Origin of the sequence: Caproicibacter sp. (assembly GCF_046707225.1) — a bacterium.
Taxonomy (GTDB): domain Bacteria; phylum Bacillota; class Clostridia; order Oscillospirales; family Acutalibacteraceae; genus Caproicibacter.
Window position 1 is genome coordinate 80556 of sequence record NZ_JBJKOP010000040.1, and the last position, 24053, is coordinate 104608.

Genomic DNA, 24053 nt, shown 5'->3' on the forward strand with positions numbered 1-24053 from the left:
CGTTTTGCAACACCCCCGGGCTGTGCCGAGGGGTAACTATTCTTTCCGAGTAAACTCCTGATCATCCAGGTAAAGGGTATTCCCGTCGACCCGAAAATCATAGGTCTCTTTCACGGTTTTGATCACAACTTTATACTCAATGGTAATCTGCGAACCCTCTATGCTATAAGTTCCCTGAAAGGAGCCGAGGGTCAGCGCCTCGATTTTCATCGTCCCGTCGGAATTGAAGCGGTATTCCGTCAGGCCGTACGAATCTTTCCAGCGGCCCGTGAGGTTATCCGGCTCCGAGGGCGGGGCGGGCTTGCATCCGGCCAAGGCTATCAATAATACCGCCAGCAAAATCGCCGGCATCACTCGCTTCAAAAGGATCACTCTCCCCGTTATTCAGAAAAATGGTAGCATTCCCTTTTGTGTAAAACCTGTCATTTTCCGCCGTTTCACTTATTTTTCAAAGCGCAGGCCGACCACCCGGCGGGGCAGGCCGGAAAGCAGTGCGATCTGCTCCTGCGTCAGGGGGTTGTAAGTCAGGCTCCATTCTTCAAAATTCGGGTCAATGAGCAGGCAGGCGGCGAAAAAGTCCGCTTCTCTTTCATAGCGGGGCGCGCACAGGTTGGTCAGGTCGGCGATGACCTGCGCGTTCAGGCCCGGATGAAGAAGCAGATGCCCCAGCTCATGGGCGCAGCAGTAGCCGCTTTCCGTTTTGGAGAGAGTCTCTTTTAATACAATGATCGGTTTTCCGGATTCGGTGCGAAAACAAAAACCGCGGACCTGCTCCGGAAGGTCCAGCCTCTGAACCTGGACCCCCATGCAGTCGCACAGGCAAAACGGAGAATTGCTCTGAAAACGCGCGGTAATCCGGTGCGCCAGCTTTTCGATTTCGTTCATCTTTACCTCCCGGAACCCTATTTCTTCGGAGAAGACAGGGCGGCGGCGACCCGGATGGCGTTCGCCAGCTTTTCGCGGTCGCCGGGGCTGATCGGCGCGCCGTTGAACATCAGCCCCGGCTGGCGTTCCAGCGTGCGCGCGAAACTGTCGATGACATCCCCAACGTCGCTGGAGCGCTCCGTTTCCAACAGCTCGTCCGTGCTGCATTCCAGTACGGACGCCAGATGCGCCAGCGCCGTGCTGTCCGGCACGCGCCGCCCCTGTTCATACATGCCGACGGCCGACGGAGAGACACCCAGGCGAGCGGCAAGCTCTTTCTGCGTCATCCCGCGCTCACAGCGCAGCTGCCTGATTTTATCGTTCAGCATTTCAAACACCCTCTGCGGTTTTCTTTATTTTATCACACATATCGTGTTGTTTCAAGAAATCTTTTGCCGCCAAAAGGATGAGTCCCAAATTTGACCCTTTACTTGTAAAATAAGAACATGCGTTCTAAAAAGTCTTGAAATGATTCTGGTAAGATGCTATTCTAAGTAAACAGCGGGCCGGAACGGTTTTCGTTCGGTGCAGCTCTGTACAAAACAGCTACACAAAACGTGTAGAGAAAGGAAGCATATGGACTATTGCAAATGGGGGATGGAGTATCTGCGGCAGGCGCAGAAGCTGAAAGAACATTTAAAGCCCTTGCGCAGGCAGCTGAAAAACACCTCCGGGGAGGACTGTGTTCTGCTCTGCCGGCGCATATCGATGCTCAATGAAATGCACCTGGAGCTTTGGCGCACGGGCCGGGATCTTCTGGAAAGGGGAGACGGAGAATGAAGCGGGGTTCCAATTTAAGCCTTGATTTGTTTGGGGACAGGCTGGATTTGAGCCAAAAGGGCTCTGACGACGGCGGCCGGCACAAGCGGATGCTCCGCACTATGATGCTTGCGGCGCAGGGCGAATTGACCGCCCGGCAGATGGAGTGCGTGCGCCTGTGCTACGAGGAGGGGAAAGGCGTGAGTGAAATTGCGGAAGAATTGGAGCTTTCTCCCTCCACGGTGTCCCGCCACCTGAAAAAGGCGCGCCTTCGTCTGAAAAAGATCCTGCAGTACTGCTATCCTTCGCTGAATGGAGACCGCCCGTCCGCGCAAAGAGCCGCGAACGGGCGGAAAGCAGCGGTCAGTCAGCCTCCGCACTCGCAAGAACGGACAGAAGACGGTCGAACTCTTCGCTGAATTTTTTCAGCCGGATCGGCCTTCCCTCCCGGTTGCAGAAACAGTGTCCGCTTCTGCCGATTGCGCGGAGACGCCCGGTTGAAAGGTCCGTGATGCGGTAGTCGATGGTCAGCCGGACTCCCTGATACGCGGAGACCCGAACGGAAATGCGAACCGTATCGCCGAATCGCACCGGGCTTTTATACCGGCAGGAGACCTCCGTCACGGGGATCATCAGGCCGTCGTCTTCCAGCTTTTTGTAGCCCCAGCCGATCTGTTCCAGAAAATCGATGCGGGCTTCCTCCATCCATCGGATAGTATTGGAATGGTGGATGATTCCCATTTTGTCCGTTTCATAATAATTCGCTTTGCGCAGGTAGGGCGCGGGGGCGGGCGGCGAATCCGTTTTCTCAAGGGCAAGCAGGCGTTTTTTGATTTCCAGTCCCGCGGCGTAGCCGACGAGAGAGCCGTCCGCCCCGACCACGCGGTGGCACGGAATCAGGATTGCGATCGGATTTTTATTGTTTGCCATGCCGACGGCGCGGGATGCTTTCGGGTTCCCGATCTGCTCCGCGATCTGCAGGTAACTGCGGGTTTCTCCGTAAGGGATGGTTTGCAGGGCGTCCCAGACGCGTTTTTGAAAGGCGGTTCCCTCCGGCGCGACGGGCAGGTCGAACCCGGTTCTTTTGCCGGAGAGATATTCTTCGATTTCCTCAGCGGCGCGGTCGGTCAGCTTCGAGCGGCGAAGCTCCGCGGGTTCCAACGCGCCGAAATGAACCATGGTAATCGCGCCTTCGGCGGACGCGACGGTTATTTTTCCGATCCGCGTCTCGTAAATACAGCAGGCTTTCTCTGATTCGACCGACGCGGGCTTCTTTTCACTTTCCGGCATTTTTGTCACCGCTCCCTTTATCTTTTCCCCAGTATAGCAGAAAACAGGACAATTGAAAACCGCCGCGGCGCGCAAAAGCGGGGCCGCTGCTTTCGCCGCGGCCCCGCCCAAAATGGGGAGAAATTCTTTTAGCTGATTTTATCTTTTGTCAGAACGGAAACGCCGGTATCCACATCTTTGTTTTCAATGGTCTGGCCGGAAAGAACGGCGACCGCCGCTTTCATGCCTTCATAGCCCATGACTTCCGGATTCTGCGCCATGGTGCAGAGCAGGGAACCATCCTTGATCAGTGAATAAATGGAGTCGGATTTATCAAATCCAACGCCGACCAGGTCGCTCTTGCCGGAGCCTTTGATCGCGTTGCCTACGCCGACGGTGCAGCCTTCGTTGGCGCCGAAGAGCCCGACCGCGCCCTGCGTGATGTAGTTGTCCGCGATATCCTGCGATTTTGCCGCGTCGCCCTCGCTGTACTGGGTTGCGAGAAGTTCATACCCTTTGCCGTCAAAGGCGGAACGGAATCCTTTTTCACGCGCGACGGTGGAAGCGGTGGCGGAGTTTACGTTCACAACACCGATTTTGCCGCTCGTTTTACCGGCTTTCTGAAGTGCCTCAAGCATTTGCTCGCCGGCCTGTTTGCCCGCCGCCTCATTGTTCGTCGCAAAGGTGGCTTCGCCCTCTGTCTTCGCGGCGGAATCCACGTAGATGATTTTGATTCCCTTGGATTTTGCGTCCTCCAGAGCGGAGGTGATGGCATCCGGGCCGTTGGCCGCAATCAGGATTGCGTCGGCGTTGTCGGCAATCGCGGTGTTGACGCGTTCAATCTGCTGCGCGTCGTCCTTTTTGTCGGGAGCCAGCCACTTGTAGTCGACATTGTTGAGCTCCGCGACTGCTTTTTTGCACCCCTTATCGACCGAAACCCAGTGCTGGTCGATGCTGTCCATGGTGATGAGAATTACTTTGTGGTTTTTTTCACCCGCGGCCTGGCTTGATGCGGCCCCCGCGGAAGAACCCGATTCGCCGCCCGCGGCAGAAGCGGACTGCGACCCCTGGCTGCAGCCGGCTGCCGCGCCGAGAATCATGACTGAGGATAAAAAAGCTGCCAACAGTTTCTTTTTCATACAATAAAACCTCCCTGTTTTTATGATTTAAAGCGGTTGCTTTAAATTATTTGGCCGAACTGACCTGAATGGGTAAAACGCGCTTTGCCTTTTTGCGGGGCTTGTTTTTGCGGATGACCACGTCGAGCAGGACGGAGATTACGACGATTGTGCCGATGACAATGTTGCGGATTGCGACGGGCGCGCCGGCAAACTGGAGCCCGTTCTGAAGCACGCCCCAGATGGAGGCGCCGACCACGGTGCCGACCAGCAGACCCTCGCCGCCGAAGGTGGAAATCCCGCCGATGGCCGCGGCCGCGACTGCGTACATTTCATACATGTTGCCGGCGTCCATGGTTCCCATCCCCGCGATGGCACAGGTGATCAGGCCGACCACGCACGCGCAGAAGGCGCTGACAACGTAAACAATGACGGTTGTATTCACCGAATTGACGCCGGAGAGCTTTGCGGCTTCCATATTGCTGCCGATGGCGTAAATATGACGGCCGGTTCTGGTTTTGCCAAGGAGAAAGTTAAAGGCAAGAAACAGAATCACCGCAATCCAGATGGTGTTGTACAGCCCCAGGGTTTTTCCGTAGTAAAACAGGTTCCGGAATCCCTGCGCCGAGTCGCCGATCGCGTCGGTGTTATAGTTGTTGTTGACAATCTGGGCGACCCCTCTTGCGATGGTCATGGTGCCCAGCGTTGCAATGAACGGCGGTACCTTGCACTTTGCGACCAGAGTGCCGTTTAAGACCCCGACCCCCAGACAGATCAGGATGGTAATCATCGTCGCGGCAAAGGGAGCGACCCCTTTTGTCATCAGCGTCGCGGAGATCATGCAGCTCATGCCGACCACCGAACCGATGGAAAGGTCGATGTTTCCCGTAATCAGCACGTAGGCCTGCCCGATGCCGATGATCAGAATCGGGGCGATCTGCCGGAGCAGGTTGCCGACGTTGCGCTCGGAATAAAAGGAAGAGCTCAGCATGCTGAAGACGATGCAGAGAACGATCAGGCCGGCGGTTACGGTGACGACCTGACCGACCCCCCGAATGGACATAAACCGTTTCCAGGCGTTTTGCCTGTCTTTTGTTTCCATATTCTAATGCCCCCGTATCAATAGTTTGCAGTCAGATTGCTTCCGGAAGACCGGATTTCGTGTCAAACGCGGTTGCGTATTTCAGGATTAGATCCTGGGAGGCTTCGCCGATCTCCATTTCTCCGGTGATTTTTCCGTCGCACATGACGAGAATCCGGTCGCTGATTCCGAGAATCTCCGGCATTTCGGAGGAAACGAACAACACCCCGATGCCCTGCTTTTTCAATTCGTTCATCAAATTATAAATCTCCACCTTGGCCGCCACGTCGATTCCCCTGGTCGGCTCGTCGAACATCACGACTCTGGAGTTCCGGGCGAGCCATTTCGCCACAACCACCTTCTGCTGGTTGCCGCCGGAGAGCGTCGCCACATTCACGGCGGAGGACGGAAGCTTGATATTGAGGTCCTGAATGGATTTTTCCGACAGCTTTTTTTCTTTTTTCCGGTCGATGACGCCGAACCGGTTGCTGAGCATGTCAAGGTTCGGCAGAGAAATATTGCTCTGTACGCTGAGCTTGATGCAGAGGCCGTCTTTCCGGCGGTCCTCCGGGACCAGCATAATACCCCCGCGGATTGCGTCGATGGGGCGGCGGATAACAACTTCCCGTCCGTCCAGAAGAATCTGCCCCGAGTCCTTCGGGTCCGCCCCGAAGATCGCGCGGGTGGTTTCCGTTCTGCCTGCCCCGAGAAGCCCCGCAATGCCGACGATTTCGCCCGCGAACAGATCAAAGTTGATGTCCCGCACCATTTTTCCGGCGTTCAGGTTTCTGACTTCCAGGATTTTTTCTCCGCGCGGGCAGGAAATCCGCGGGAATTTTTCCGTGATTTCACGGCCGACCATATTGGCGATGATTTCGTCCATGGTGGTATCCGCGAAATTCATGGAGGTGATGTAGCGGCCGTCCCGCATAATCTGCACACGGTCGGCGATATTCTGCAGTTCTTCCAGCCGGTGCGAGATATAGACAATGCCGCACCCGTCGCCTTTCAGCCTGCGAATGATCTGGAACAGCTCGTCGATTTCGCTCATGGTGAGCGCGCTGGTCGGCTCATCCATAATCAGGACCCGGGCGTCCGTCGACAGGGCCTTTGCAATTTCAACCATCTGCTGTTTCGAAACCGCCAGGTTTCCCACTGTTTCGGCGGGGTCGATATCCAGATTCAGCCGGGCGAGAATTTCCGCGGCGCGCCGGTTCATGTCCTTTCGCTGAAGAATGCCGCAGCGGGACTCTTCCCGGCCGAGAAAGATGTTTTCCGCCACGGAAAGATGCCTGCACAGGTTCATCTCCTGATGAATAATCGCGACGCCCAGCTCCTGCGCCTTCTTTGGATTCAGGTCTTCGACGGTTTTGCCGAACAGCCTGATTTCGCCCTCATCTTTTTGATAGACGCCGCTTAAAACATTCATCAGGGTTGATTTGCCGGCCCCGTTTTCGCCAAGCAGAGCTAAAACTTCCCCGGACTTCAGCCGGAACGACACGTCGTCCAGCGCCTTTACGCCGGGGAAGCTCTTGCAGATGCGGTCCATCTCAACCAGGTACTCCCCCACGAAGCTCACTCTCCTTTTCCATTGCGTCCGTCTTAACTGTTTTCAGTATAGCAGGATTACCTTTTCGCGGTAAGGGGAGCGCCTTTCGATTTAAGGGGGGTATTTTTCGGTATTTTTGATGTTTCCAAACAGAATTATTAAACTGATAATAAAAAATATAGGTAAATTAACGGCGAATCATAAAATGATTCCTTCGGAACGGAACAGGTAGAATTCGTTTCTGTAATACTCCTGACTGAACCGCCCCTTTTTCAGCAGGATCAGCCGGTCGGCGATAACAAGGGAATCCGCAAGATTCACCGACGGCATCACGACGGTAATTCCTTTTTGTTTCATCAGGCCGATCAGGTCGATCAGGTGCCTGCGCAGGTACATGTCCGCGCCCGCAAAGGGCTGCATGCAGAATACGATCTTTGGGTTTCCGAGCACCGTCCGGTAATAGACCAGATCGTACAGGGAGGGAAGGCTCAGTCCCTTGACGTTCGGCTCGTAAATGTCGTCGCCCACCAGCGCTGCGTATTCCTTTTCAATATGTCTTCTGATCCGTTTGCCGACGGGCAGGCGGTTTTGTTTTTCACCAATCAAAAAACAGAGGTTTTCAAGGTAGCCCATATCCTTGAAAACCATGCTTTTTGCGGGATTTTCGTCGATGAACGCAACCCCGTTCGCCGCGGCGCGCCGGGCCCGGCGCTGCGAGTAAGGCGCTCCGCAGAAAATGATTTCTCCGCTTTCCGGTTTCTGGTTGCCGTTCATTAACGCCATAATATCCCGCAGAACCGTGTTGTCGATGTCCAGCAGAACGGTGCATTCCCCTTTCACGATGGAAAAAGACATGCCGTCCATCGTTTCGGTCCGGATATCGCGGAACGAAAGAATTTCTTCTCCCGTGCGGGAAACCGGTTCTTTTTTTGGCAGATCGTCGAAACTCTTGCTGTAAAAAGGAAGCATATTCTTCGGCAGAAACTCCCCGCGGTCGAGTACCTTCAGAATTTTGCCGTCCCTCATCAGGGAAATGCGGTCGCAGATTTTAAACGCCTCTTCATGGTGGCTGCAAATATAAAGAACGGACAGGCCGTTTTTGCAGAAAAGCCGAAGCAGGCTGTGAAGGCTCATCAGATCCGCCGTGCTGACGGAGTTGCTGATGTCCCTGACAACGACGAGCTTTTCCCCCATCATCAGCGCGCGCAGCAACTCTACGGTGCATTTTTCGTAACGGGACAGGTTCGCGACCAGATCGCCGCCGTTGACTGCGATCCCCAGCCGACTTGTGAAAAGCTGAAGCTGTTCGTTCAGAACCCGGCGTGAGAGAACAAACTTTCTCACGCCCCGGCGCAGTACAAAAATATTGTCGGAGACGGTCAGGTCTTCCACCAAACGGCTTTTTTGCTCAATGACGGCGACCCGGTTCGGCGTCATGGGACTGTGCTGGTAGTTGTTGACCAGTGTTTCGTCAAAGTAAACGCGCCCGTAATGAATGGGCGCGTTTTGGCGGATCAGACGGATCAGGGATTCTTTTCCGTTTTCGTTCAGGCAGACAAGACCCATGATTTCGCCTTTAAAAATATGAAGATTAAAATTGTCCAACAGGGTCAGTCCGTCCTGAAAGGTGGTGACCTGATCCATCCTCAGTATCTCATTTTTCATAGGTGCCTCTGCCGTCCTTTTGAATCAGCGGGAGGGTAATCTCCACATCGGTGCCCACGTTCTGCGTGCTGTACATGCAGATTCCGTACTCCTCCCCGAACAGGAGCTTGATTCGGTTGTTGACGTTCACCACCGCGATTCCGCCGTGGGACTCTTTTTCCGGATTGATATAATCGAGCGTCATGTCGCCCAGCCGGCTGTTGATTTCGCGGAGACGTTCCTCCGTCATCCCGATTCCGTTGTCGGAGACGGTGATGATCAGGCGGCGGGTGGTCACTTCTATTTTGATTCGCAGCCGGCCTTCTCCGATGATCCGTTCAATTCCGTGGTAAATCGCGTTTTCCACAATGGGCTGCAGCGTCAGCTTGGGCAGACAGTAGGACATGATTTCCGATTCGTGGTCCGCGTCGTATTCCACGCTGAGGTTCAGCTTTTCCCCAAACCGATACCGTTGGATAATATAATAATTCCGGATGTTTGCCAGCTCGTCCTCCAGTGTGACCAGATTTTCGGAGCCTGAAATCGTGTAGCGAAAAAACGTGGACAGCGCTTCCGTCATCTTTGCCACGCTTTCAAGACCGGCACTGAGCGTCTCGCCCCGGATTCCCTCCAGCGCGTTATACAGGAAATGGGGGTTGATCTGGTTTTGCAGGGCAAGGTACTGCGCCTGTTTCTTTGTCGCGCTGATCAGCTTGTCCGTGTTCATGATCTCCTGAATTTTCCGTACGGCGTCTTCCATTTCCGGGCTGAGCGCGGTACGCTGACTGAACAGACCGTTCATGGTGTAGCCCGTGGAAAACAGGCGAAGCGCCCGGGAGTTTTCCAGATAAGGCCGGCGGATCCACCGCCAGAAGACGGCCGCCGCCGCGGCAAACAGAAGAAAGCCCGCGAGCACGAGCTTCATGTGGCGCTCTTCCCGAAGAGCCACGGCGGTCCACGCCGCCAGGTACAGAAGAAAACACGCCGCGCAGACGGCAATCAGCCATGCGACCCGGTTTGAAAGGTATTTGAATTTTTTTCGTTTCATGCCGTTTCACGCCCTAAGCATACAATTTACGGTATTCGTTCGGCTTGAGCCCCGTGAATTTTCTGAAACTTTTCGTAAAGTGCTTCTGATCGCTGTACCCCACCTGCTCACAAACCGCGGCAACATTCAGGTTCGTTTCCCGAAGAAGCCGCTTTGCCTCTTCCATCCGTACTTCCGAAAGATAGTCGACAAAATTGCTGCCGGTTTCTTTTTTAAACAGCGTGCTGAAATAGGTCGGGCTGAATCCCACCGTGCCGCTGACCTCTTCCAGCGTCAGCGCGCTGCGGAAGTTCTGCCGGATGTACTGCTTCGCCTGCCGGATGGGACGGGTGTCCGTTTGCCTTTTCTCTTCGGCGATCCGGTCCAGGGAGCCGGTAACCCGCGCGCAAAGAAAAGCGAACAGCTGCGAAACGCTGCCGCATCGGTTTGCCCGGGTCAGAAAATCATCCCGTCGTTCCCCGCTGCTTCCAACGGGGATTTTCAGGCCGCGCAGATGCGTCAGGTACAGGTCAAACGCCTGAGAAGCGACATAAAATATTTCCTCGCCGCTCAGCTTCTTTTCCTCTTCGATTTTTTTTCCGAGCTGCAGAATGCACGCCTGTACGGCATCCCGGTCCAGAATTTCCAGAAACAGAGAAAGCTTTTTGTCAAAGTCCGAAAGCAGGCCGTCCGCACAGCCCGCGGAAACAGATGGAGCCGCGGGCTCGATGAGCCGGTCGCAGCCAAAGACAAGCCTCTGTTCCACCGCGTATTTCGCGGACTGAAAGCTGCAGTGGAGCTTTCCAACCTCCGGCTCCGCCTCGCCGATTCCCAGGGTGAAGGAAAACTTTTCAAAGGCGGCCTTTTGAAGCATCAGTTCATCCAGAAGGGATTTCATGCTTTTTCGCAGATCCTTTTTTTGTTCGGGTGCGTAATTCAATACGCACCATGTCGTACTGTCCATAAAGCTGGTTTCCAGGTCGAAACAGATGCCTTTCAGCGTGCGGCTGATAATCTGGACGGCCTTGTCTTCCAAAATCCGGATGGCGCTGTCGTACTCGTCCTCCCATCCGCAGTCGATCTTTACCGCGCAGACCTGATATAGGCCGGGGCGGAACGAATAGCGATAGGTTCGGTTCACCTCGACCGGACCGGCCCCGTCCGGCAAAACCGCTTTCCCCGGCAAAAGATCGGCAAACAGATTCTGGCGCAGCTTTTCCGTACCGCATTTCAGCTGGTCGTAAAGCATCTTTTCCTTGCTGATCCGTTCGCTGCGCTGCAGGTGCTTCTGGCGCATTCGGTTCAGGGATGCCATCAGGTCTTCCTTTTTGATCGGCTTGAGAAGATAATCGCCCACACCGTACTTGATCGCGTCCTGCGCGTACTCAAAATGCTGGTATCCGCTGATGATAATAAAACTCAGGTTCTCGCTGAGCCCCCTGGCCCGGCGGATCATTTCGATGCCGTCGTAGCCGGGCATGCGGATATCCGTGATCATCAGGTCCGGGGAAAGCTCGCGGACCATGTCGAGGGCTTCCACCCCGTTGTGCGCGATTCCCGCAATTTCCATATCCAGCTCGCGCCAGTCGACCAGATTCCGGATCAGCTGGCACACCTTGTCTTCATCGTCTGCAATAATTACCTTGATCATTTTTTCTCCTTGTTTGCTTTGAGAAGGCCGAATCATTCGTCGAACAGTTCGGATTCGACAAATGCGCAGATCATATGATAAACGGACAGATGGTCCTCCTGAATCTGATAGGTTTCATTGTGCGGGGCGACGACGCAGCAGTCGGCGAGCTTCGCGAGCCGCCCCCCAGTTTTTCCGGTCAGGGCGATGGCAACCGCTCCGGCAGTCTTTGCGGCCATCAGGGCGTAAACTACGTTGGCCGCGTTGCCGGAGGTGCTGATGCCGAGCACGGCGTCGCCCGGCCGTGCGTAACCCAGAACCTGCTGAGCGTAAACCAGAGCGGGGTCCGCGTCGTTAGAGAAAGCAGAAATCAGTGCGGCGTGGGCGTTCAGGGAAATCGCCGGCAAACCGCGCTGAAGTTTTTCAGCCAGAAACTCACCGTCATTTCCAAATTCCTGCTTTAGCTGGTCTTTCGTTTGCTGTTCCAGCGGCCGTTTCAGCAGGAAGCCCTTCATCAGCTCCCCGACAATATGCCCGCCGTCGGCGCAGCTGCCGCCGTTTCCGCACACCAGCAGCTTTCCTCCGCCGCGGTAAACGTCCAGAACAGCGGCGCATGCCCTGTCGATGCTTTCGCGTACCGGCATCAGGTCGGGTCTTCGCAGGTAAAGCTGCTCCATGATTTTTTTACTGGATTCCTTCATGATCTAGCTCCGTTTCATAATTGTATTTGGCGGTCATCAGCGCGGCTGCGTCCCCGACGTTTTCCGAAAGCATGCTGGGCACGACCCGGCAGTTTTTACGGACGGCGGGCAGCGCTTCGCGCTCGATCACCTGTTCTGCAAAGGGGTAGATTTCGTCGTAACATCGGGCGAAGATACTGCCGATGACGATTCGCTCCGGATTGAGCACATCCATCAGAATAGACAGCCCTTTGCCGAGCTGAACGCCGACCCTGCGCAGAATTTCTCTTGCCAGCGGGTCGCCCGCCTTCGCAAATTCACCCACACGGGCCGCCGTAACGCCTTCCATCCCGGTCTCCCCCCGGCACAGGGCGGGCTGCTTTCCGGACTGCAGCTGCTCCAGAACCATCAGCTTTGCAAGCTGAGCGATTCCTCCGCCGCTGCAGAACCCTTCAAAGGACCCTGCCTTTCCGTAGCCGCACGGACCCCAGTTTTCCAGACGGATATGCCCGACCTCACCGGCCATGTCACACGAGCCCTTGTAGAGGCGTCCGTTTAAAATCAGGCCGGCGCCAAGGCCGGTTCCGAACGTGAGAAAAATCATGTTCGAACAGCCTTTTCCGGCGCCCAGCTTCCATTCCGCCAGAGCGCACGCGTCCGCATCGTTGCAGAGCCAGGCGCGCAGGCCGGTTTTTTCCGTGAAATAATCCGTGACCGGCACGCGGTTCCACCCGGGCAGATTCGGCGGGGAAAGAATCAGTCCCGCGCGGCTGTCCAGCGGGCCGCCGCAGCTGACGCCGATTCCGCAAACCCCGGCGATTCCTTCCGCCCGCCGCGCGCAGAACCGGATATCGTCCGACAAAAGTTTCAGCATTTTTTCCGCAGGCACGGATTTTGTTGGTCGGGGGGCACATTTATGTAGAATTTTAACTTGATCGTCCACGATCTCGCCAAGGGAAACGGCACATTTGGTACCGCCGAGATCTACGCCGATTTGCAACATAGGAACATCCCTCTTATTGTATGATTGTATACAAATTGTTTCAGCTAATTAAGATTATTTTATCTAGTAATACAAAGATAGTCAATACAATTCTGCTTTTTTAGGAACAGTCAGTGAAATGAGGGGAATTCGAGAAGCAGGTGGATCGGTAGATTGATTCAAAAATAAAATGTGAATCAAGTAAAAAAGCAATTGCAAAAAAAGCAGTGATGGATTATAATAACTATTAAAAATTATTATTTAATTTAATATTTAATTTAATTACTTGAATTGCATTAAAATTTCAATGCAAGATTCTGAAAGCCCTGTCGAATGGCAAGGGGCCAAAGCCGGGCTTTGGTAGGTAAGACAAACGGACAATAGCAATTCTTTCAGCAGAATCGGATCAAAGCCGCCTTGCTTTTTAGAAGCAGAGGCGAGCCGGGGGGGATATGTTGTTTCAGAGTATTCGAACCATGCGCGTCAGCGATCAAATTGTCTCTCAGATCCAGTGCCAGATTGTAGAAGGAAAGCTGACGGAAGGACAAAGGCTGCCGAATGAGACGGACCTGTCCAAACAGTTCGGCGTCAGCAGGGCGTCGGTGCGTGAAGCCCTGTCCGTGATGGAGTCGAAAGGCATTGTGGAAAGACATAAAAACGGGGGAACGTTTCTTTGCAGGTTTTGCCTGGAAACGATTCTGCAGGCGATCGATATTCCGCGAAAACCGGACGTCGAAATGTTTGAAGACCTCTATGAAGCGCGGCAGCTTCTGGAAATCAAAGTGGCGGAGCTGGCCTGCCGGCGGGCGGATGAGCTGGATCTGATGAAAATTGAAAGGACCCTGCGCCTGATGCAGGATAGCGTCGACCGCAACGACTCCGGAATTGATTCCGATATTTTATTTCACCAGTGCATCGCGATGGCGACGAAAAACCAGGTGATTGCGGGTATGGTCCGCTCCCTGGGGACCACCATGAAGGAAATGCGGGTCAGGACGTTGGCTTACCCGGGAAGGCTTGCAAAATGCTTGCAGGAGCACCGCGACATTTATCTTGCCATAAAAAACCGGGATGAAAAGGCCTGCTGCTCTTTGATGGAGCAGCATTTCGGCGAGGTCGCAAAGATCCGCGCCGCGATGCAGCTGCAAAGAAAGAACGATTCCCCGCGCAAAAAGCCGGAAAAAGTTTGACCGTGAGCATAAGCTCGTACAAATAGATTACATTTTGAAGAAGGGTGAATTATGAAAAAGAGAAAAATTACCGGGTTTGCAAGCTTTGCGCTTGCGGCATGCCTGCTGCTGTCTTCGTGCAATGGGGGAAGCACGGCGAGCTCCCAAGCCGCGGACAGCGCTCCCGCGTCGTCGGCAAGCAGCGATGCTTCCAGCGCGGCAGGTACCCAGGCGGACAGCGAAGAAAAATTGATTGCCGCGACGGACCCGTCCAAGCTTCCGGCGGCGGCTTCCGGCCGCAAAGACACGCTGGTTGTCGGCTGCGCCGATTTAAGCGGAATTTTCAATCAGCTTTACGCCTCGAGTGCGGACGACTGGCATGTTTCCATTCCGATTTCAGGCTCGCAGCTTCTCGATAACGACGATAAAGGCGAAATGATTCCCGGCACCGCTACATACAAGGTTTCCGACGACGGCCTGACCTATACCTTTACGCTCAAGGACGGAGACAAATACTCCGACGGGTCCCCGGTCAAGGCGGAGGACTATGTCAATTCTGTAAAGGTAATCTGCGACAAGAGCTATGACGGACCGTTGAGTCCGCTTTACAACTATAATCTTGTCGGCGCGCAGGATTATCATGACGGCAAGGCAAAAGATATTTCCGGCGTCAAAGTGGACGGCAACAAAATTGAATTCAAACTGAGCGCTCCGAACGCCAGCGCGATTTATCAGCTTGGCACTATCATCCCGATTTCCACGGCGAAGTACGGCAGCCTGATTAAACAGGGCGATGTCAACGGCATCAAGAATTTGTCCATGATTAATTATGTCACCAACGGCTCCTACACTCTGACCGACTACAAGGCCGGCCAAAGCGCGACCATGAAGGCCAACCCGAACTATTACAAGGGCGCGCCGAAAATCCCGACCATTATCGTAAAGGTAGTCGCCGAGGGCGAGGAAATGCAGGCGGTTACGACCGGAAACGTCGACATCGACGACGAGGTTTCCTGCAACGACGACCAGATCGCCATCGGTCAGCAGGCCGGTTTTGTCAACATGTGGGTTCAGCCTACGCTCGGCTACGGCTGGGTTGGCCTGAACCATAAGAACGATTTGTTCAAGGACCAGAAGGTTCGCCAGGCACTGCTGTATGCTCTGGACCGCAAGAGCCTTGTCAACTCGGTATACGGGCAGTACGCGCATGTTCAGAACATCAACCAGACCGCGCAGAGCTGGCTGTACACGGAAGACGGGATCAACTCCTATGATTACGACCTGAAAAAAGCCGCCAGCCTTCTGCAGGAAGCCGGCTGGACCAAGGACGCAAACGGCAACCTGACAAAGGACGGCAAACAGTTTAAGTTTACATTCTCCGCGACAAAGGGCAACGCCGTAACGGACGTGATGCTGCCGATGATGATTGACGCCTACAAACAGCTCGGGATTAACATGCAGGCGGAGTACGTCGACTGGCCGACCCTGCAGCAGAAATTCGAAAAACAGACTTACGACATGGCTTTCATGGCATGGGGGCTGACGCCGGATCCGGACGACTCTTATGTCTATTGCACCGGCGGCTCCGAAAACTACCTGGCCTATTCCAATCCGGAATTGGATAAAGCCTATAAGACCGCGCTTACCCTGACGGACGATAACCAGAGAAAAGCGCAGTACGCAAAGGTATATCAGATCATCAACAACGACCTGCCGAACTTCATTATTTATCAGCGCAGTGACTGCGTGGCGTTTAATACGCGCATTAAGAATTTCGCGTGCGCGCCGTACAATCTGATTTTTAATCAGTACTACAAATACGAATTGCAGTAACTTTGCGCATTCTTTTTCCGTAGGGGGAGCGGGAGAAGGGCCTTCGGGCCCTTTTCCCAGTTTTTGTTACTAAAGAAAAGGAGACGATAAATAATGAAACCGGTGTTACAAACATGAAAACATACGTTACCCGCCGCCTGCTGATTCTGATTCCTATTTTGATAGGCGTTTCCATCATAGTCTTTCTGCTGATTGCGTCGATCCCCGGTGATGCGATTGACGCGAAATTCGGCGCTTCCCGTCTGCCGGCGGAAAAAATTGCCGAAATGAAGGCGCTGCTCGGACTGAACCAGCCGGTGGGCGTCCGGTATTTGAACTGGCTGAAAAATGCCCTTCATGGGAACCTGGGGATTTCAACCCAATACAATCTGCCGGTTGCGACGGTCATCCACGATTTCATCTGGAATTCTTTCCTGCTCGCGATTGTTTCCTTTGTGCTGGAGCTGCTCATCGCGATTCCGGTCGGGGTGCTGTCCGCCACAAAGATTCATTCTTTCTTCGACAACCTCTTTACCGTGCTGGCGTTCGCGGGAATTTCCCTTCCGTCCTTTTTCCTTGCCCTGCTGCTGCAAAAGGGCTTTGCGGTGGACTGGAAGATGCTTCCCATGGACGGGATGCACACGGTCGGCGTAACGCTGGCCGGCGGAGCTTATCTGATGGATATCCTTTCCCATATGATTCTGCCGGTGATTTGCCTGACTACCATCAGCGTCGGGGGCGCTATGCGGTTTGTTCGCACATCCATGCTGGACGTCATCAATCAGGACTATATCCGCACCGCGCGCAGCAAGGGCCTGCCGGAGCGGATCGTCATTTACCGCCACGCGCTGAAAAACGCGGCGATTCCGATCATCACCTACATCGGCAACAGCCTGCCGGGCCTTTTTTCCGGCGCTCTGATTACGGAAACCGTTTTCGCATGGCCGGGGATCGGAAAGATATTTCTGGAGTCGATCGCCAAGCGCGACTATTTGTTCATGATGGGCTATGTCATGCTTGTTGCCCTGCTGACCATGCTTGGGAATCTGCTTGCCGATATCCTTTACAGCGTGGCTGATCCAAGAATACGGTTGAAGTGAGGGCGGTAAAATGACAACAGCAAAAAAGACGGCAAAACAGAAGGAAACCCAGCAGACGCCCTGGCGCCTTGCCTTTCACAGACTGAAAAAGAACAAACTCGCTCTAGTCGGGTTGGGCGTACTCGTTCTGATTTTTCTGGTTTGTTTTTTCGGCCCCTATTTCTCTCCTTATCCCGACGTCAATATGGTCGATCTGGCGCACTCGAAACAGCCGCCTTCCCCGCAGCACTGGCTGGGAACGGACCGCAGCGGCCGTGACATACTGTCGCGCCTGATGTTCGGCGGCAGAGTTTCCATGACGGTCGGCGCTGTCGCTACCGTGCTTGAGATTTTCATCGGCACGGTGTTCGGATGCATTGCCGGCTATTACAGAGGATGGATTGACACCGTAATGATGCGCGTCGTCGACATCGTTCTCTCTCTTCCCACCATGCCGATTCTGATTATGATCAGCGCTGTTTTTTCGGATCTGCACGTTGATACGAAAATCAGAATATATCTGCTCATGTTTATTCTGGCCGCGCTGGGGTGGGCCGGCATCTGCCGCTACTTCCGCGGGCAGGTTCTCTCAATCCGGGAAATGGAGTACATGCTTGCGACGGAATCCATGGGCATCCGCGACATTAAAAAGATTTTCAAGCATATCATTCCAAACGTGTTCCCGCTCGTGATCGTTACCGCAACGCTTGCCATCGGCGACACGATCCTGATGGAATCGACCATGTCATTCTTAGGCGTCGGCGTTCTTCCGCCTTACGCCAGCTGGGGCAACATCGTCAGCGAAGGTTCCAACATGGTGGACTTCACGCTGCACCCGTGGATGTGGATGCCGGCAGGATTTTGCATTCTGATCACCGTTTTGTGCATTAATCTGCTTGGTGACGGCCTGCGCGACGCACTGGACCCGAGAATGAATAAGTGAGGGGACGAAGTTTAGAATGGCCTTTATAGAATTTAAGAATCTGAGTACCTGGTTTTATACCGAAAGCGGGATTGTGAAGGCTGTAAACGGCGTCAGCTTTGAAATTCCGGAGGGCAAAACCGTCTGCGTCGTGGGCGAATCCGGCTGCGGCAAAAGCGTTACCGCGCTGTCGCTCATGCATCTGGTCCAGACTCCGCCCGGTAAAATTGTGGAAGGCGAAATCCTGATGGACGGAGAAGACCTTCTGAAAAAAAGCAACAAGGAAATGCAGCAAATCAGCGGCAATAAAATTTCCATGATCTTTCAGGAACCGATGACGTCCCTGAACCCGGTTTACACGGTCGGGTATCAAATCATGGAAAATCTGCTGTTCCACACGAACATCGGGAAAAAAGAAGCGCGTGAAAAAGCGATCGAAATGATCCGTCTGGTCAATATTCCGCGCGCGGAGGAAATTGTTGACTGCTACCCGCATGAGCTTTCCGGAGGAATGCGCCAGAGAATCATGATTGCGATGGCCTTAATCTGCAATCCCCGTTTATTGATTGCGGACGAACCGACAACGGCTCTGGATGTGACAATTCAGGCACAGATTCTGGACCTGATGCGCAAGCTGAAAGACGAGTTAAACATGTCCATCCTGCTGATTACGCACGATTTGGGCGTGGTGGCGGAAATGGCGGATTATGTTGTTGTCATGTACGCCGGAAAAGTCATTGAAAAAGGAAATGTTGCGGATATTTTTGCCCATCCGACCCACCCTTACACCGTCGGACTGCTGAAATCCAAGCCGGTCATCGGACAAACAGAGCACAACAAGCGTTTGTATTCGATTCCCGGCCAGGTACCGAACCCCGTCGATATGCCGGAAAACTGCTATTTTAACGAGCGGTGCGAATTTTGCACAAAGCAGTGTAAAGAGGAGATGCCCGTTCTTCGTGAGATCGAACCCGGACACTCTGTGGCATGCTGGGTAAAACCCGAACAATGAAAGGGAAATGACGATGGAAGATTACATATTGCAAGTAAAGGACCTGAAACAGTATTTCCCAATCCGCGGCGGAGTGCTTCAAAAGACAGTCGGATGGGTAAAGGCGGTCGACGGCGTTACGTTCAAGGTGAAACGCGGCGAAACGCTGGGAGTTGTCGGCGAATCCGGGTGCGGAAAGTCGACGCTGGGGCGCAGTATTATGCGCCTGTATCAGATGACAAGCGGGCAGGTGCTGTTTGAGGGAAAGGATTTTGGGAAGTATTCCAGAAGGCAGCTTCGCAAGCAGCGCCTTCAAATGCAGATGGTGTTCCAGGACCCCTATTCTTCGCTTGACCCGCGCATGACGGTGGGAGAGATCATCGGAGAAGCTCTGATGGATCACCATATCACAAACCGCAGCGGCATGCGGCAGAAAGTGAAAGAAACGATGGACCTGTGCGGTTTGCCGTCCTACTATATCAACCGCTATCCTCACGAATTTTCCGGAGGGCAGCGCCAGAGAATCGGCATCGCGCGCAGCCTTGCGCTGGATCCGTCTTTCATCATCTGTGACGAGCCGGTTTCCGCGCTGGATGTTTCCATTCAGTCGCAGATCATCAACCTGCTTTGCGAGCTGCAAAAGGAAAGAAAACTTTCGTATATTTTCATCTCCCATGACCTGTCGGTCGTCGAGTATATCAGCGACCGGATTGCGGTCATGTACCTTGGGAATATCGTGGAAACGGCGGCGAAGGAAGACCTTTACGCGCACCCTTCCCATCCTTACACGCAGGCGCTTCTTTCCGCGATTCCGCTGCCGGACCCGACCAGAAAACGCGAGCGGATTATTTTGAAGGGTGACATTCCGTCCCCGGCCAATCCGCCGTCCGGGTGCAAATTCCGCACGCGCTGCCCGATGGCCTGCGAAAAATGCGAAAAAGAAGTTCCGCCTTTTATCGATTTGGGCAAGGAGCATTATGTCGCCTGCCATTTCGCGAAATGAAACCACTGAACTTTTTAAAACTTGGGCAGGGCCCAAGACCCGACCTTCTGGAGGAGGAGCTCAGGCGGGAAGAAAAGCGCAAAGCCGAGCAAAAGGAGCAGCAGAACCGAAGCGAGCCGGCGGAGAAGTCCGCCGGAAAGGGAACGGGAGAAAACAGGCCCGATTTTGAAGGCAAGGATATTCTTGCCATGATTATCGCGATGTTCCAGCTGATTCTACCATGGATCGCGGTCGGAATTTTGGCGTATTTCCTGTTGATGTTTTTAATCACCAGAATATAAAATGGCCGTGTCGTGTTACGGCAGGCCGGAGATTCCAGAATGAAAAGCGGAACGCCTGATTTTTGGCGTTCCGCTTTTCAAATACGGACCCCATTTTATCCCCGTATGTAAAATACGGGGTGAACCCGAATAAAAATAATCGCCCAGCGGACTTCTTGTCGGCTGGGCGATTATTTTTATTTATTTGCCAAAACAATTTTGATTTTACAGGAGTTACCTATGAACGAAAATAAAATTAATTTTTGAATTTTAGCCTTAATAGGACAAATTTTCAACAGACGGAAGGGGTAGTTGCAGAAAGGTGCTGCGGAATATAACCCGCGCAGTATACGCAGATCAATGATACCGCAATCGCTTTCTGCAATTAAAAATTTGAAAGGCAGGAAAAAAGATGGTTTATTCAGTCAGCGACTACAAAATTGAAATCGGCGCGCCCGTAAAAACGGGGGAACCGCAGTTCAGCACGATCTCCAATGTGGAAAGTATGGAAATGAAACTGAAAGGAACGACAAAAGCATGGAGTCCGATGGAGCTAAAGGGCTGGGCCCGCAATATGGTAACAGGGAAAACGCTCTCACTGACTTTTAAGGGAAAACGCTGCTACGGCGATGCCGGCAACGACTTTGTTGCAAACAAGCTGCTTTCCACCGGAAGCGACTGCGCGGCTGTTCTAAAAATCACGTTTCCCAACGGCGATGCGCTTGTCTGCGACGGGCTGGTTGACATTACATCTTCGTTCGGCGGCGCTTCCACCGATATGGATTCGATGGAATGGACTTATACCGTCGACGGAAAACCGGAGTATCAGGAAGCGGCGCAGGCGTAACGCAGCGCGGCAGGAACAAATTGTGCTGAAGACCGTCCGGGCTTTCAAAAGCCCGGACAACTGATGAAAGGATGAACCTGAATGAACATCAACCTCGATGAATACCTGGATGAAATGCGTCCCTGCGTTACCATTTTCGGAAAATCCTACGAAGTGGACAGCGATTTTAAAAAGGTCCTGAGCATGCAGCGTTTTGCCTCTGATTTAAAAGGAGACGCGGACTCCATTCATCAATTTCTCGCCTTTTCGCTGATCGGAGGAGAAACGGCCGCGGATGAAATTTTATCGCACCCCATGCCGTTTTCTGTTCTTCAAAAGCTTGAAATTGCCGTAATGGCGGCAATGACCGGAAAAAAGCCGGAAGAATTGGAGGGACAGCTTGACACAGAGAAAAAGCCCTCCTTTCGCACCGGCAGCCACGGCAAGAAATAACGGATTTGATTCGGAATACGATTATGATTTGATCTGTGCGTCGTTCGCCGCAGCTTACGGCCTTCGTCTCAGACTTCCTGAAATTCGCATGAGCTGGAAAGAATTCAGCGTGCTGCTGACGAACCTTCCGGCGGAAAGCCAGCTTGCACGTGCCATCGCGATACGTACTGCAGAAGGAGAAGAATTGAATAGGCTTTCGGCGCCGCAGAAAAAGCTGCGTGACGATTGGTATGCATGGCTGAACAAGCGCACAACAACCGCCGAAAAGGCGGCGGTCGGCGGACAACTGCAAAATACCTTGAAATCAATGTTTTATGAAAGGAGGAGTTAAATGGCTGACAATACGGAAGACATCGCCTTGTCTTATCAAATGAACACGGACTCTCTGTTGGCGGAAGCCGCTCAGGCGGGCAAAGAAGCGGCAGAGCAGCTAAATACAAGCTTAACGGCCGCGCTTTCGGGTCTGGGAGACAGAATTGCGGGCAGTTTGCAAAATGAAATCGGCACTGCCTTTCGCAAGGTTCTGCCCGTATTTTCTTCCGAGACACAAACAATAACTGGCTCTTTGAATCAGATCATCGTGTCCTTGCAGTCGCTCGGAGCCGCTGTTAGTCAAAATTTGGGTGCTGCGCAGGGGCAGAAAGCGCAGGGCTTCTCAAGTGCATTGCAATCTGCGTTTGCACCGGTTTCCGGCGTCGTTCAAAACATCGTTGACCAGTTGGGGAAATTCAATACGGTTCATCAGGCATTTGAAACCCTAAAGAATCTGAAAATCAACTTTGAACCACTGAAAAAGGCTTTTACAGGAATCTCATCCGTAGCAAGCGGGTCCGCTTTACCTATTCTGGCGTTTGCCGCAGCCGTCACGGCAATTGCTTTGATCGCAACGTTAATCATTAAAAATTGGGGACCCATCAGTGCTTTTTTCAAAAACCTCTGGAACGATCTGATTACGGGAATGGCCAATCTGTGGAACACCATTACCGGTATTGTGAAGAAAGTTGTTCGGCCTTTGATCCAGGCAATTATGACTCCGTTCGGCGGGCTTCAGGCGAGTTTTTCCCAGATTTTCAGCGGAATTCAGAAGATTTTTACGGGCGCGTTCACGGTTTTAAAAAATGTGCTGATGGCCCCGATTCTGATTATCTGCGACCTGGTCACCGGGAATTTCGGAAAGATCGGGCCTGACCTGCAAAAAATCTGGGCGAATATCACGAAGGGCATCCGACAGGTATGGACCGGCATTCAGCAGTATTTTACAGGACTTCTGACGGCAATCGCAACGATCTTTAAAAACACCTGGAACGGATTCATTACGGTTGTGACTACAATCGGGACCAAAATTAAAACCGGCATCACGACGCTGTGGAACTCGATCATCAGCTGGTTCAGTTCCCTGCCGGAAACCCTAAAAAATATTGGCGCAAACATGTTTAACTCGATGAAAAACGGAGTGGAGAGCACGGTTCACACGGTGGTCGATTCCGTGAAATCAGGAATCGGAGCGGCTATCGACTGGATTAAGAATCTTCCAAAAGAGGCGATTCAGTGGGGCAGTGACATCATCGGCGGAATCGCCGACGGAATCAGGAACGCGGCAAAAGCGGTTGGGGATGCGGTAAACGGCGTCGCGAATGATATTCGCAAGTTTCTGCATTTCAGTGTTCCGGACGAAGGACCTCTGGTCGATTTTCCTGACTGGATGCCCGATATGATGAAGGGACTTGCTTCCGGAATTCGGGAAAACAAATCTCTGGTTACCGCTGCTTTGCAGGACCTGACCGGCACGATGACGCTGAGCCTGAGCGCGGTTCCGGCCGGTGGGTATTCCGGTTCGCAGCAGCCCGGCGCGGTGTCTGCCTCCGGACGGACCGGTCCAACGATTGATTATCACCCGGTCTTTCAAAGCCCCAAGGCACTCAGCTATGGGGAAGTCGCCCGGCAGGAGCGGATGAACGCGCAAAGACTTTCACTCTACTTTCGGAGGCGCTGAATGGAACTGATTTGTGAAAATGGAAAAGGCGTGAGGCTGGCATTCGGCGAGTCGGCCCCCTTCTGGCTGATTGCCGCGCACGGCCTTGGGTCGGATTTTAACGTCTACACCTCCAAAAGCAGCGGGCAGGACGGAGAAAACTACAATGGGTCGGACGCGCAGAAGCGGAACATCGTTCTGACGCTGGAACTGGGTCTGAGGGACTACGACAAACAGATCGAGAAGCTGTACAGCTTTTTTCAGAAGGATTCGCCCGGCACGCTGATCTTTTCGGGCGACGAACCCCGGAAAATCCGCTATTATGCGGAAAAAGTGGAGCCGGAAGCGGAAAGCTTCTCGCCCGCAGGCAGCTCACCGTACGAAACGCGGAACGTTACGATTTCCCTGATCTGTCCCGACCCGAAGTTTTACTCGGCCGAAGACCGGCTGACACAGCTTGCCGCCTGGAACGGGCTGATCGAGTGGAACCTGGAGATCACGGACGAACCGTTTGCCATGACGGAAAAAACGAATACCCTGATCGGCAATGTCTGGAACGGCAGCGCGGTTCCCATGGGACTTACCGTGAGGTTTGCCGCATCCGGCGAGGTCGTCGGTCCGTCGCTGTATGATGTAAACCGCCATGAACTCATGAAAATCAACGCAACCATGCATACCGGCGACCAGATTGTCATCACGACCGGGACAGGCGGCAAGCGGGTTCGCATGACTTCCGGCGGAGTGACCAAGAACATCAATAATCTAATGGCGTACCCGCCCGTGTGGCTTCAGGCGTATGAAGGCGACAATCTTTTCCGGTACGACGCCGATTCCGGAATCGACAACCTGAGCGTGTCCATCCTCAGCACACAGGCTTATTGGGGGGTGTGATCGACGGAACTG

At 53.5% G+C, this 24053-nt stretch carries 26 protein-coding genes and 1 pseudogene; 14 read left to right on the plus strand and 13 right to left on the minus strand.

The window, feature by feature from the left end; genetic code table 11:
- Positions 1–36 precede the first annotated feature (36 nt).
- From ACLQ3M_RS11735 to ACLQ3M_RS11745, 3 genes are all read right to left on the minus strand, one after another.
- Positions 37–354 (minus strand): DUF5640 domain-containing protein, encoded by a 318-nt coding sequence (locus ACLQ3M_RS11735; RefSeq protein ID WP_411677934.1) that lies wholly within the window; start codon positions 352–354, stop codon positions 37–39.
- Between the two features lie 87 nt (positions 355–441).
- Positions 442–885: an ImmA/IrrE family metallo-endopeptidase gene (locus ACLQ3M_RS11740; RefSeq protein WP_411677877.1), complete on the minus strand. Its 444-nt coding sequence runs from the start codon at positions 883–885 to the stop codon at positions 442–444.
- 17 nt (positions 886–902) lie between these two features.
- Positions 903–1253 carry a helix-turn-helix domain-containing protein gene (locus ACLQ3M_RS11745; protein WP_411677878.1) on the minus strand — a complete coding sequence of 117 codons (351 nt, stop codon included), beginning with the start codon at positions 1251–1253 and terminating at the stop codon, positions 903–905.
- Between the two features lie 247 nt (positions 1254–1500).
- Here ACLQ3M_RS11745 and ACLQ3M_RS11750 point away from each other — a divergent pair, with 247 nt between their 5' ends.
- Together ACLQ3M_RS11750 and ACLQ3M_RS11755 are read left to right on the plus strand one after the other, a co-directional pair.
- Positions 1501–1704, plus strand: coding sequence for a hypothetical protein (locus ACLQ3M_RS11750; protein ID WP_411677879.1), 204 nt, complete (start codon positions 1501–1503; stop codon positions 1702–1704).
- Entirely contained in the window at positions 1701–2102 is a 402-nt protein-coding gene (locus ACLQ3M_RS11755; RefSeq protein ID WP_411677880.1) for a sigma-70 family RNA polymerase sigma factor, read from the plus strand. Before ACLQ3M_RS11750 ends, ACLQ3M_RS11755 begins: the two co-directional genes overlap by 4 nt.
- On the opposite strand, the gene ACLQ3M_RS11760 is transcribed toward ACLQ3M_RS11755, so the two are convergent.
- From ACLQ3M_RS11760 to ACLQ3M_RS11805, 10 genes and pseudogenes are all read right to left on the minus strand, one after another.
- Positions 2047–2424 carry an acyl-CoA thioesterase gene (locus ACLQ3M_RS11760; RefSeq protein ID WP_411677935.1) on the minus strand — a complete coding sequence of 126 codons (378 nt, stop codon included), beginning with the start codon at positions 2422–2424 and terminating at the stop codon, positions 2047–2049. The two genes, ACLQ3M_RS11755 and ACLQ3M_RS11760, sit on opposite strands and share 56 nt — an antisense overlap.
- A gap of 54 nt (positions 2425–2478) precedes the next feature.
- A pseudogene (locus ACLQ3M_RS11765) lies at positions 2479–2973 on the minus strand (methylated-DNA--[protein]-cysteine S-methyltransferase); the annotation flags it as partial.
- Positions 2974–3101: 128 nt separating this feature from the next.
- Positions 3102–4091 (minus strand): substrate-binding domain-containing protein, encoded by a 990-nt coding sequence (locus ACLQ3M_RS11770; protein WP_411677881.1) that lies wholly within the window; start codon positions 4089–4091, stop codon positions 3102–3104.
- Between the two features lie 46 nt (positions 4092–4137).
- Positions 4138–5172 carry an ABC transporter permease gene (locus tag ACLQ3M_RS11775; RefSeq protein WP_411677882.1) on the minus strand — a complete coding sequence of 345 codons (1035 nt, stop codon included), beginning with the start codon at positions 5170–5172 and terminating at the stop codon, positions 4138–4140.
- A gap of 31 nt (positions 5173–5203) precedes the next feature.
- The gene (locus ACLQ3M_RS11780) at positions 5204–6721 is read right to left on the minus strand and encodes a sugar ABC transporter ATP-binding protein (protein ID WP_411677883.1); all 1518 of its coding nucleotides are present in this window, start codon (positions 6719–6721) and stop codon (positions 5204–5206) included.
- Positions 6722–6898: 177 nt separating this feature from the next.
- Positions 6899–8365, minus strand: coding sequence for an ATP-binding cassette domain-containing protein (locus ACLQ3M_RS11785; RefSeq protein ID WP_411677884.1), 1467 nt, complete (start codon positions 8363–8365; stop codon positions 6899–6901).
- Positions 8355–9392 carry a sensor histidine kinase gene (locus ACLQ3M_RS11790; RefSeq protein WP_411677885.1) on the minus strand — a complete coding sequence of 346 codons (1038 nt, stop codon included), beginning with the start codon at positions 9390–9392 and terminating at the stop codon, positions 8355–8357. Before ACLQ3M_RS11790 ends, ACLQ3M_RS11785 begins: the two co-directional genes overlap by 11 nt.
- 13 nt (positions 9393–9405) lie before the next feature.
- On the minus strand, positions 9406–11022 hold the full coding sequence (locus ACLQ3M_RS11795; protein WP_411677886.1) for a response regulator: 1617 nt from the start codon (positions 11020–11022) through the stop codon (positions 9406–9408).
- 32 nt (positions 11023–11054) lie between these two features.
- Entirely contained in the window at positions 11055–11702 is a 648-nt protein-coding gene (locus tag ACLQ3M_RS11800) for an SIS domain-containing protein (RefSeq protein ID WP_411677887.1), read from the minus strand.
- A complete protein-coding gene (locus tag ACLQ3M_RS11805) occupies positions 11686–12684 on the minus strand; it encodes an ROK family protein (RefSeq protein ID WP_411677888.1) in 999 nt (332 codons plus the stop codon). Before ACLQ3M_RS11805 ends, ACLQ3M_RS11800 begins: the two co-directional genes overlap by 17 nt.
- Positions 12685–13115: 431 nt before the next feature.
- On the opposite strand from ACLQ3M_RS11805, the gene ACLQ3M_RS11810 reads away from it, so the two are divergent.
- The 12 genes from ACLQ3M_RS11810 (at position 13116) to ACLQ3M_RS11865 (ending at position 24041) form a co-directional block, all read left to right on the plus strand.
- On the plus strand, positions 13116–13853 hold the full coding sequence (locus ACLQ3M_RS11810) for a FadR/GntR family transcriptional regulator (protein WP_411677889.1): 738 nt from the start codon (positions 13116–13118) through the stop codon (positions 13851–13853).
- 51 nt (positions 13854–13904) lie between these two features.
- Complete coding sequence (locus ACLQ3M_RS11815) at positions 13905–15665, plus strand: ABC transporter substrate-binding protein (protein WP_411677890.1); 1761 nt, start codon at positions 13905–13907, stop codon at positions 15663–15665.
- A gap of 113 nt (positions 15666–15778) precedes the next feature.
- Positions 15779–16744, plus strand: a complete 966-nt coding sequence (locus ACLQ3M_RS11820; RefSeq protein ID WP_066647153.1) for an ABC transporter permease — start codon at positions 15779–15781, stop codon at positions 16742–16744.
- 10 nt (positions 16745–16754) lie between these two features.
- Positions 16755–17666, plus strand: a complete 912-nt coding sequence (opp4C, locus tag ACLQ3M_RS11825; protein ID WP_411677891.1) for an oligopeptide ABC transporter permease — start codon at positions 16755–16757, stop codon at positions 17664–17666.
- A gap of 16 nt (positions 17667–17682) precedes the next feature.
- Positions 17683–18657 carry an ABC transporter ATP-binding protein gene (locus tag ACLQ3M_RS11830; RefSeq protein ID WP_066647144.1) on the plus strand — a complete coding sequence of 325 codons (975 nt, stop codon included), beginning with the start codon at positions 17683–17685 and terminating at the stop codon, positions 18655–18657.
- Positions 18658–18670: 13 nt separating this feature from the next.
- The gene (locus ACLQ3M_RS11835) at positions 18671–19639 is read left to right on the plus strand and encodes an ABC transporter ATP-binding protein (RefSeq protein WP_411677892.1); all 969 of its coding nucleotides are present in this window, start codon (positions 18671–18673) and stop codon (positions 19637–19639) included.
- Positions 19636–19920 (plus strand): hypothetical protein, encoded by a 285-nt coding sequence (locus ACLQ3M_RS11840; protein WP_187038178.1) that lies wholly within the window; start codon positions 19636–19638, stop codon positions 19918–19920. Before ACLQ3M_RS11835 ends, ACLQ3M_RS11840 begins: the two co-directional genes overlap by 4 nt.
- Positions 19921–20311: 391 nt before the next feature.
- Positions 20312–20746: a phage tail tube protein gene (locus ACLQ3M_RS11845; protein ID WP_411677893.1), complete on the plus strand. Its 435-nt coding sequence runs from the start codon at positions 20312–20314 to the stop codon at positions 20744–20746.
- 81 nt (positions 20747–20827) lie between these two features.
- Positions 20828–21178 (plus strand): hypothetical protein, encoded by a 351-nt coding sequence (locus tag ACLQ3M_RS11850; RefSeq protein ID WP_411677894.1) that lies wholly within the window; start codon positions 20828–20830, stop codon positions 21176–21178.
- Positions 21126–21509 carry a Gp15 family bacteriophage protein gene (locus ACLQ3M_RS11855; RefSeq protein WP_411677895.1) on the plus strand — a complete coding sequence of 128 codons (384 nt, stop codon included), beginning with the start codon at positions 21126–21128 and terminating at the stop codon, positions 21507–21509. The genes ACLQ3M_RS11850 and ACLQ3M_RS11855 overlap by 53 nt, the downstream gene beginning before the upstream one ends.
- Positions 21510–23171, plus strand: a complete 1662-nt coding sequence (locus ACLQ3M_RS11860; RefSeq protein ID WP_411677896.1) for a hypothetical protein — start codon at positions 21510–21512, stop codon at positions 23169–23171.
- Positions 23172–24041, plus strand: coding sequence for a phage tail family protein (locus ACLQ3M_RS11865; RefSeq protein ID WP_411677897.1), 870 nt, complete (start codon positions 23172–23174; stop codon positions 24039–24041).
- Positions 24042–24053 lie beyond the last annotated feature (12 nt).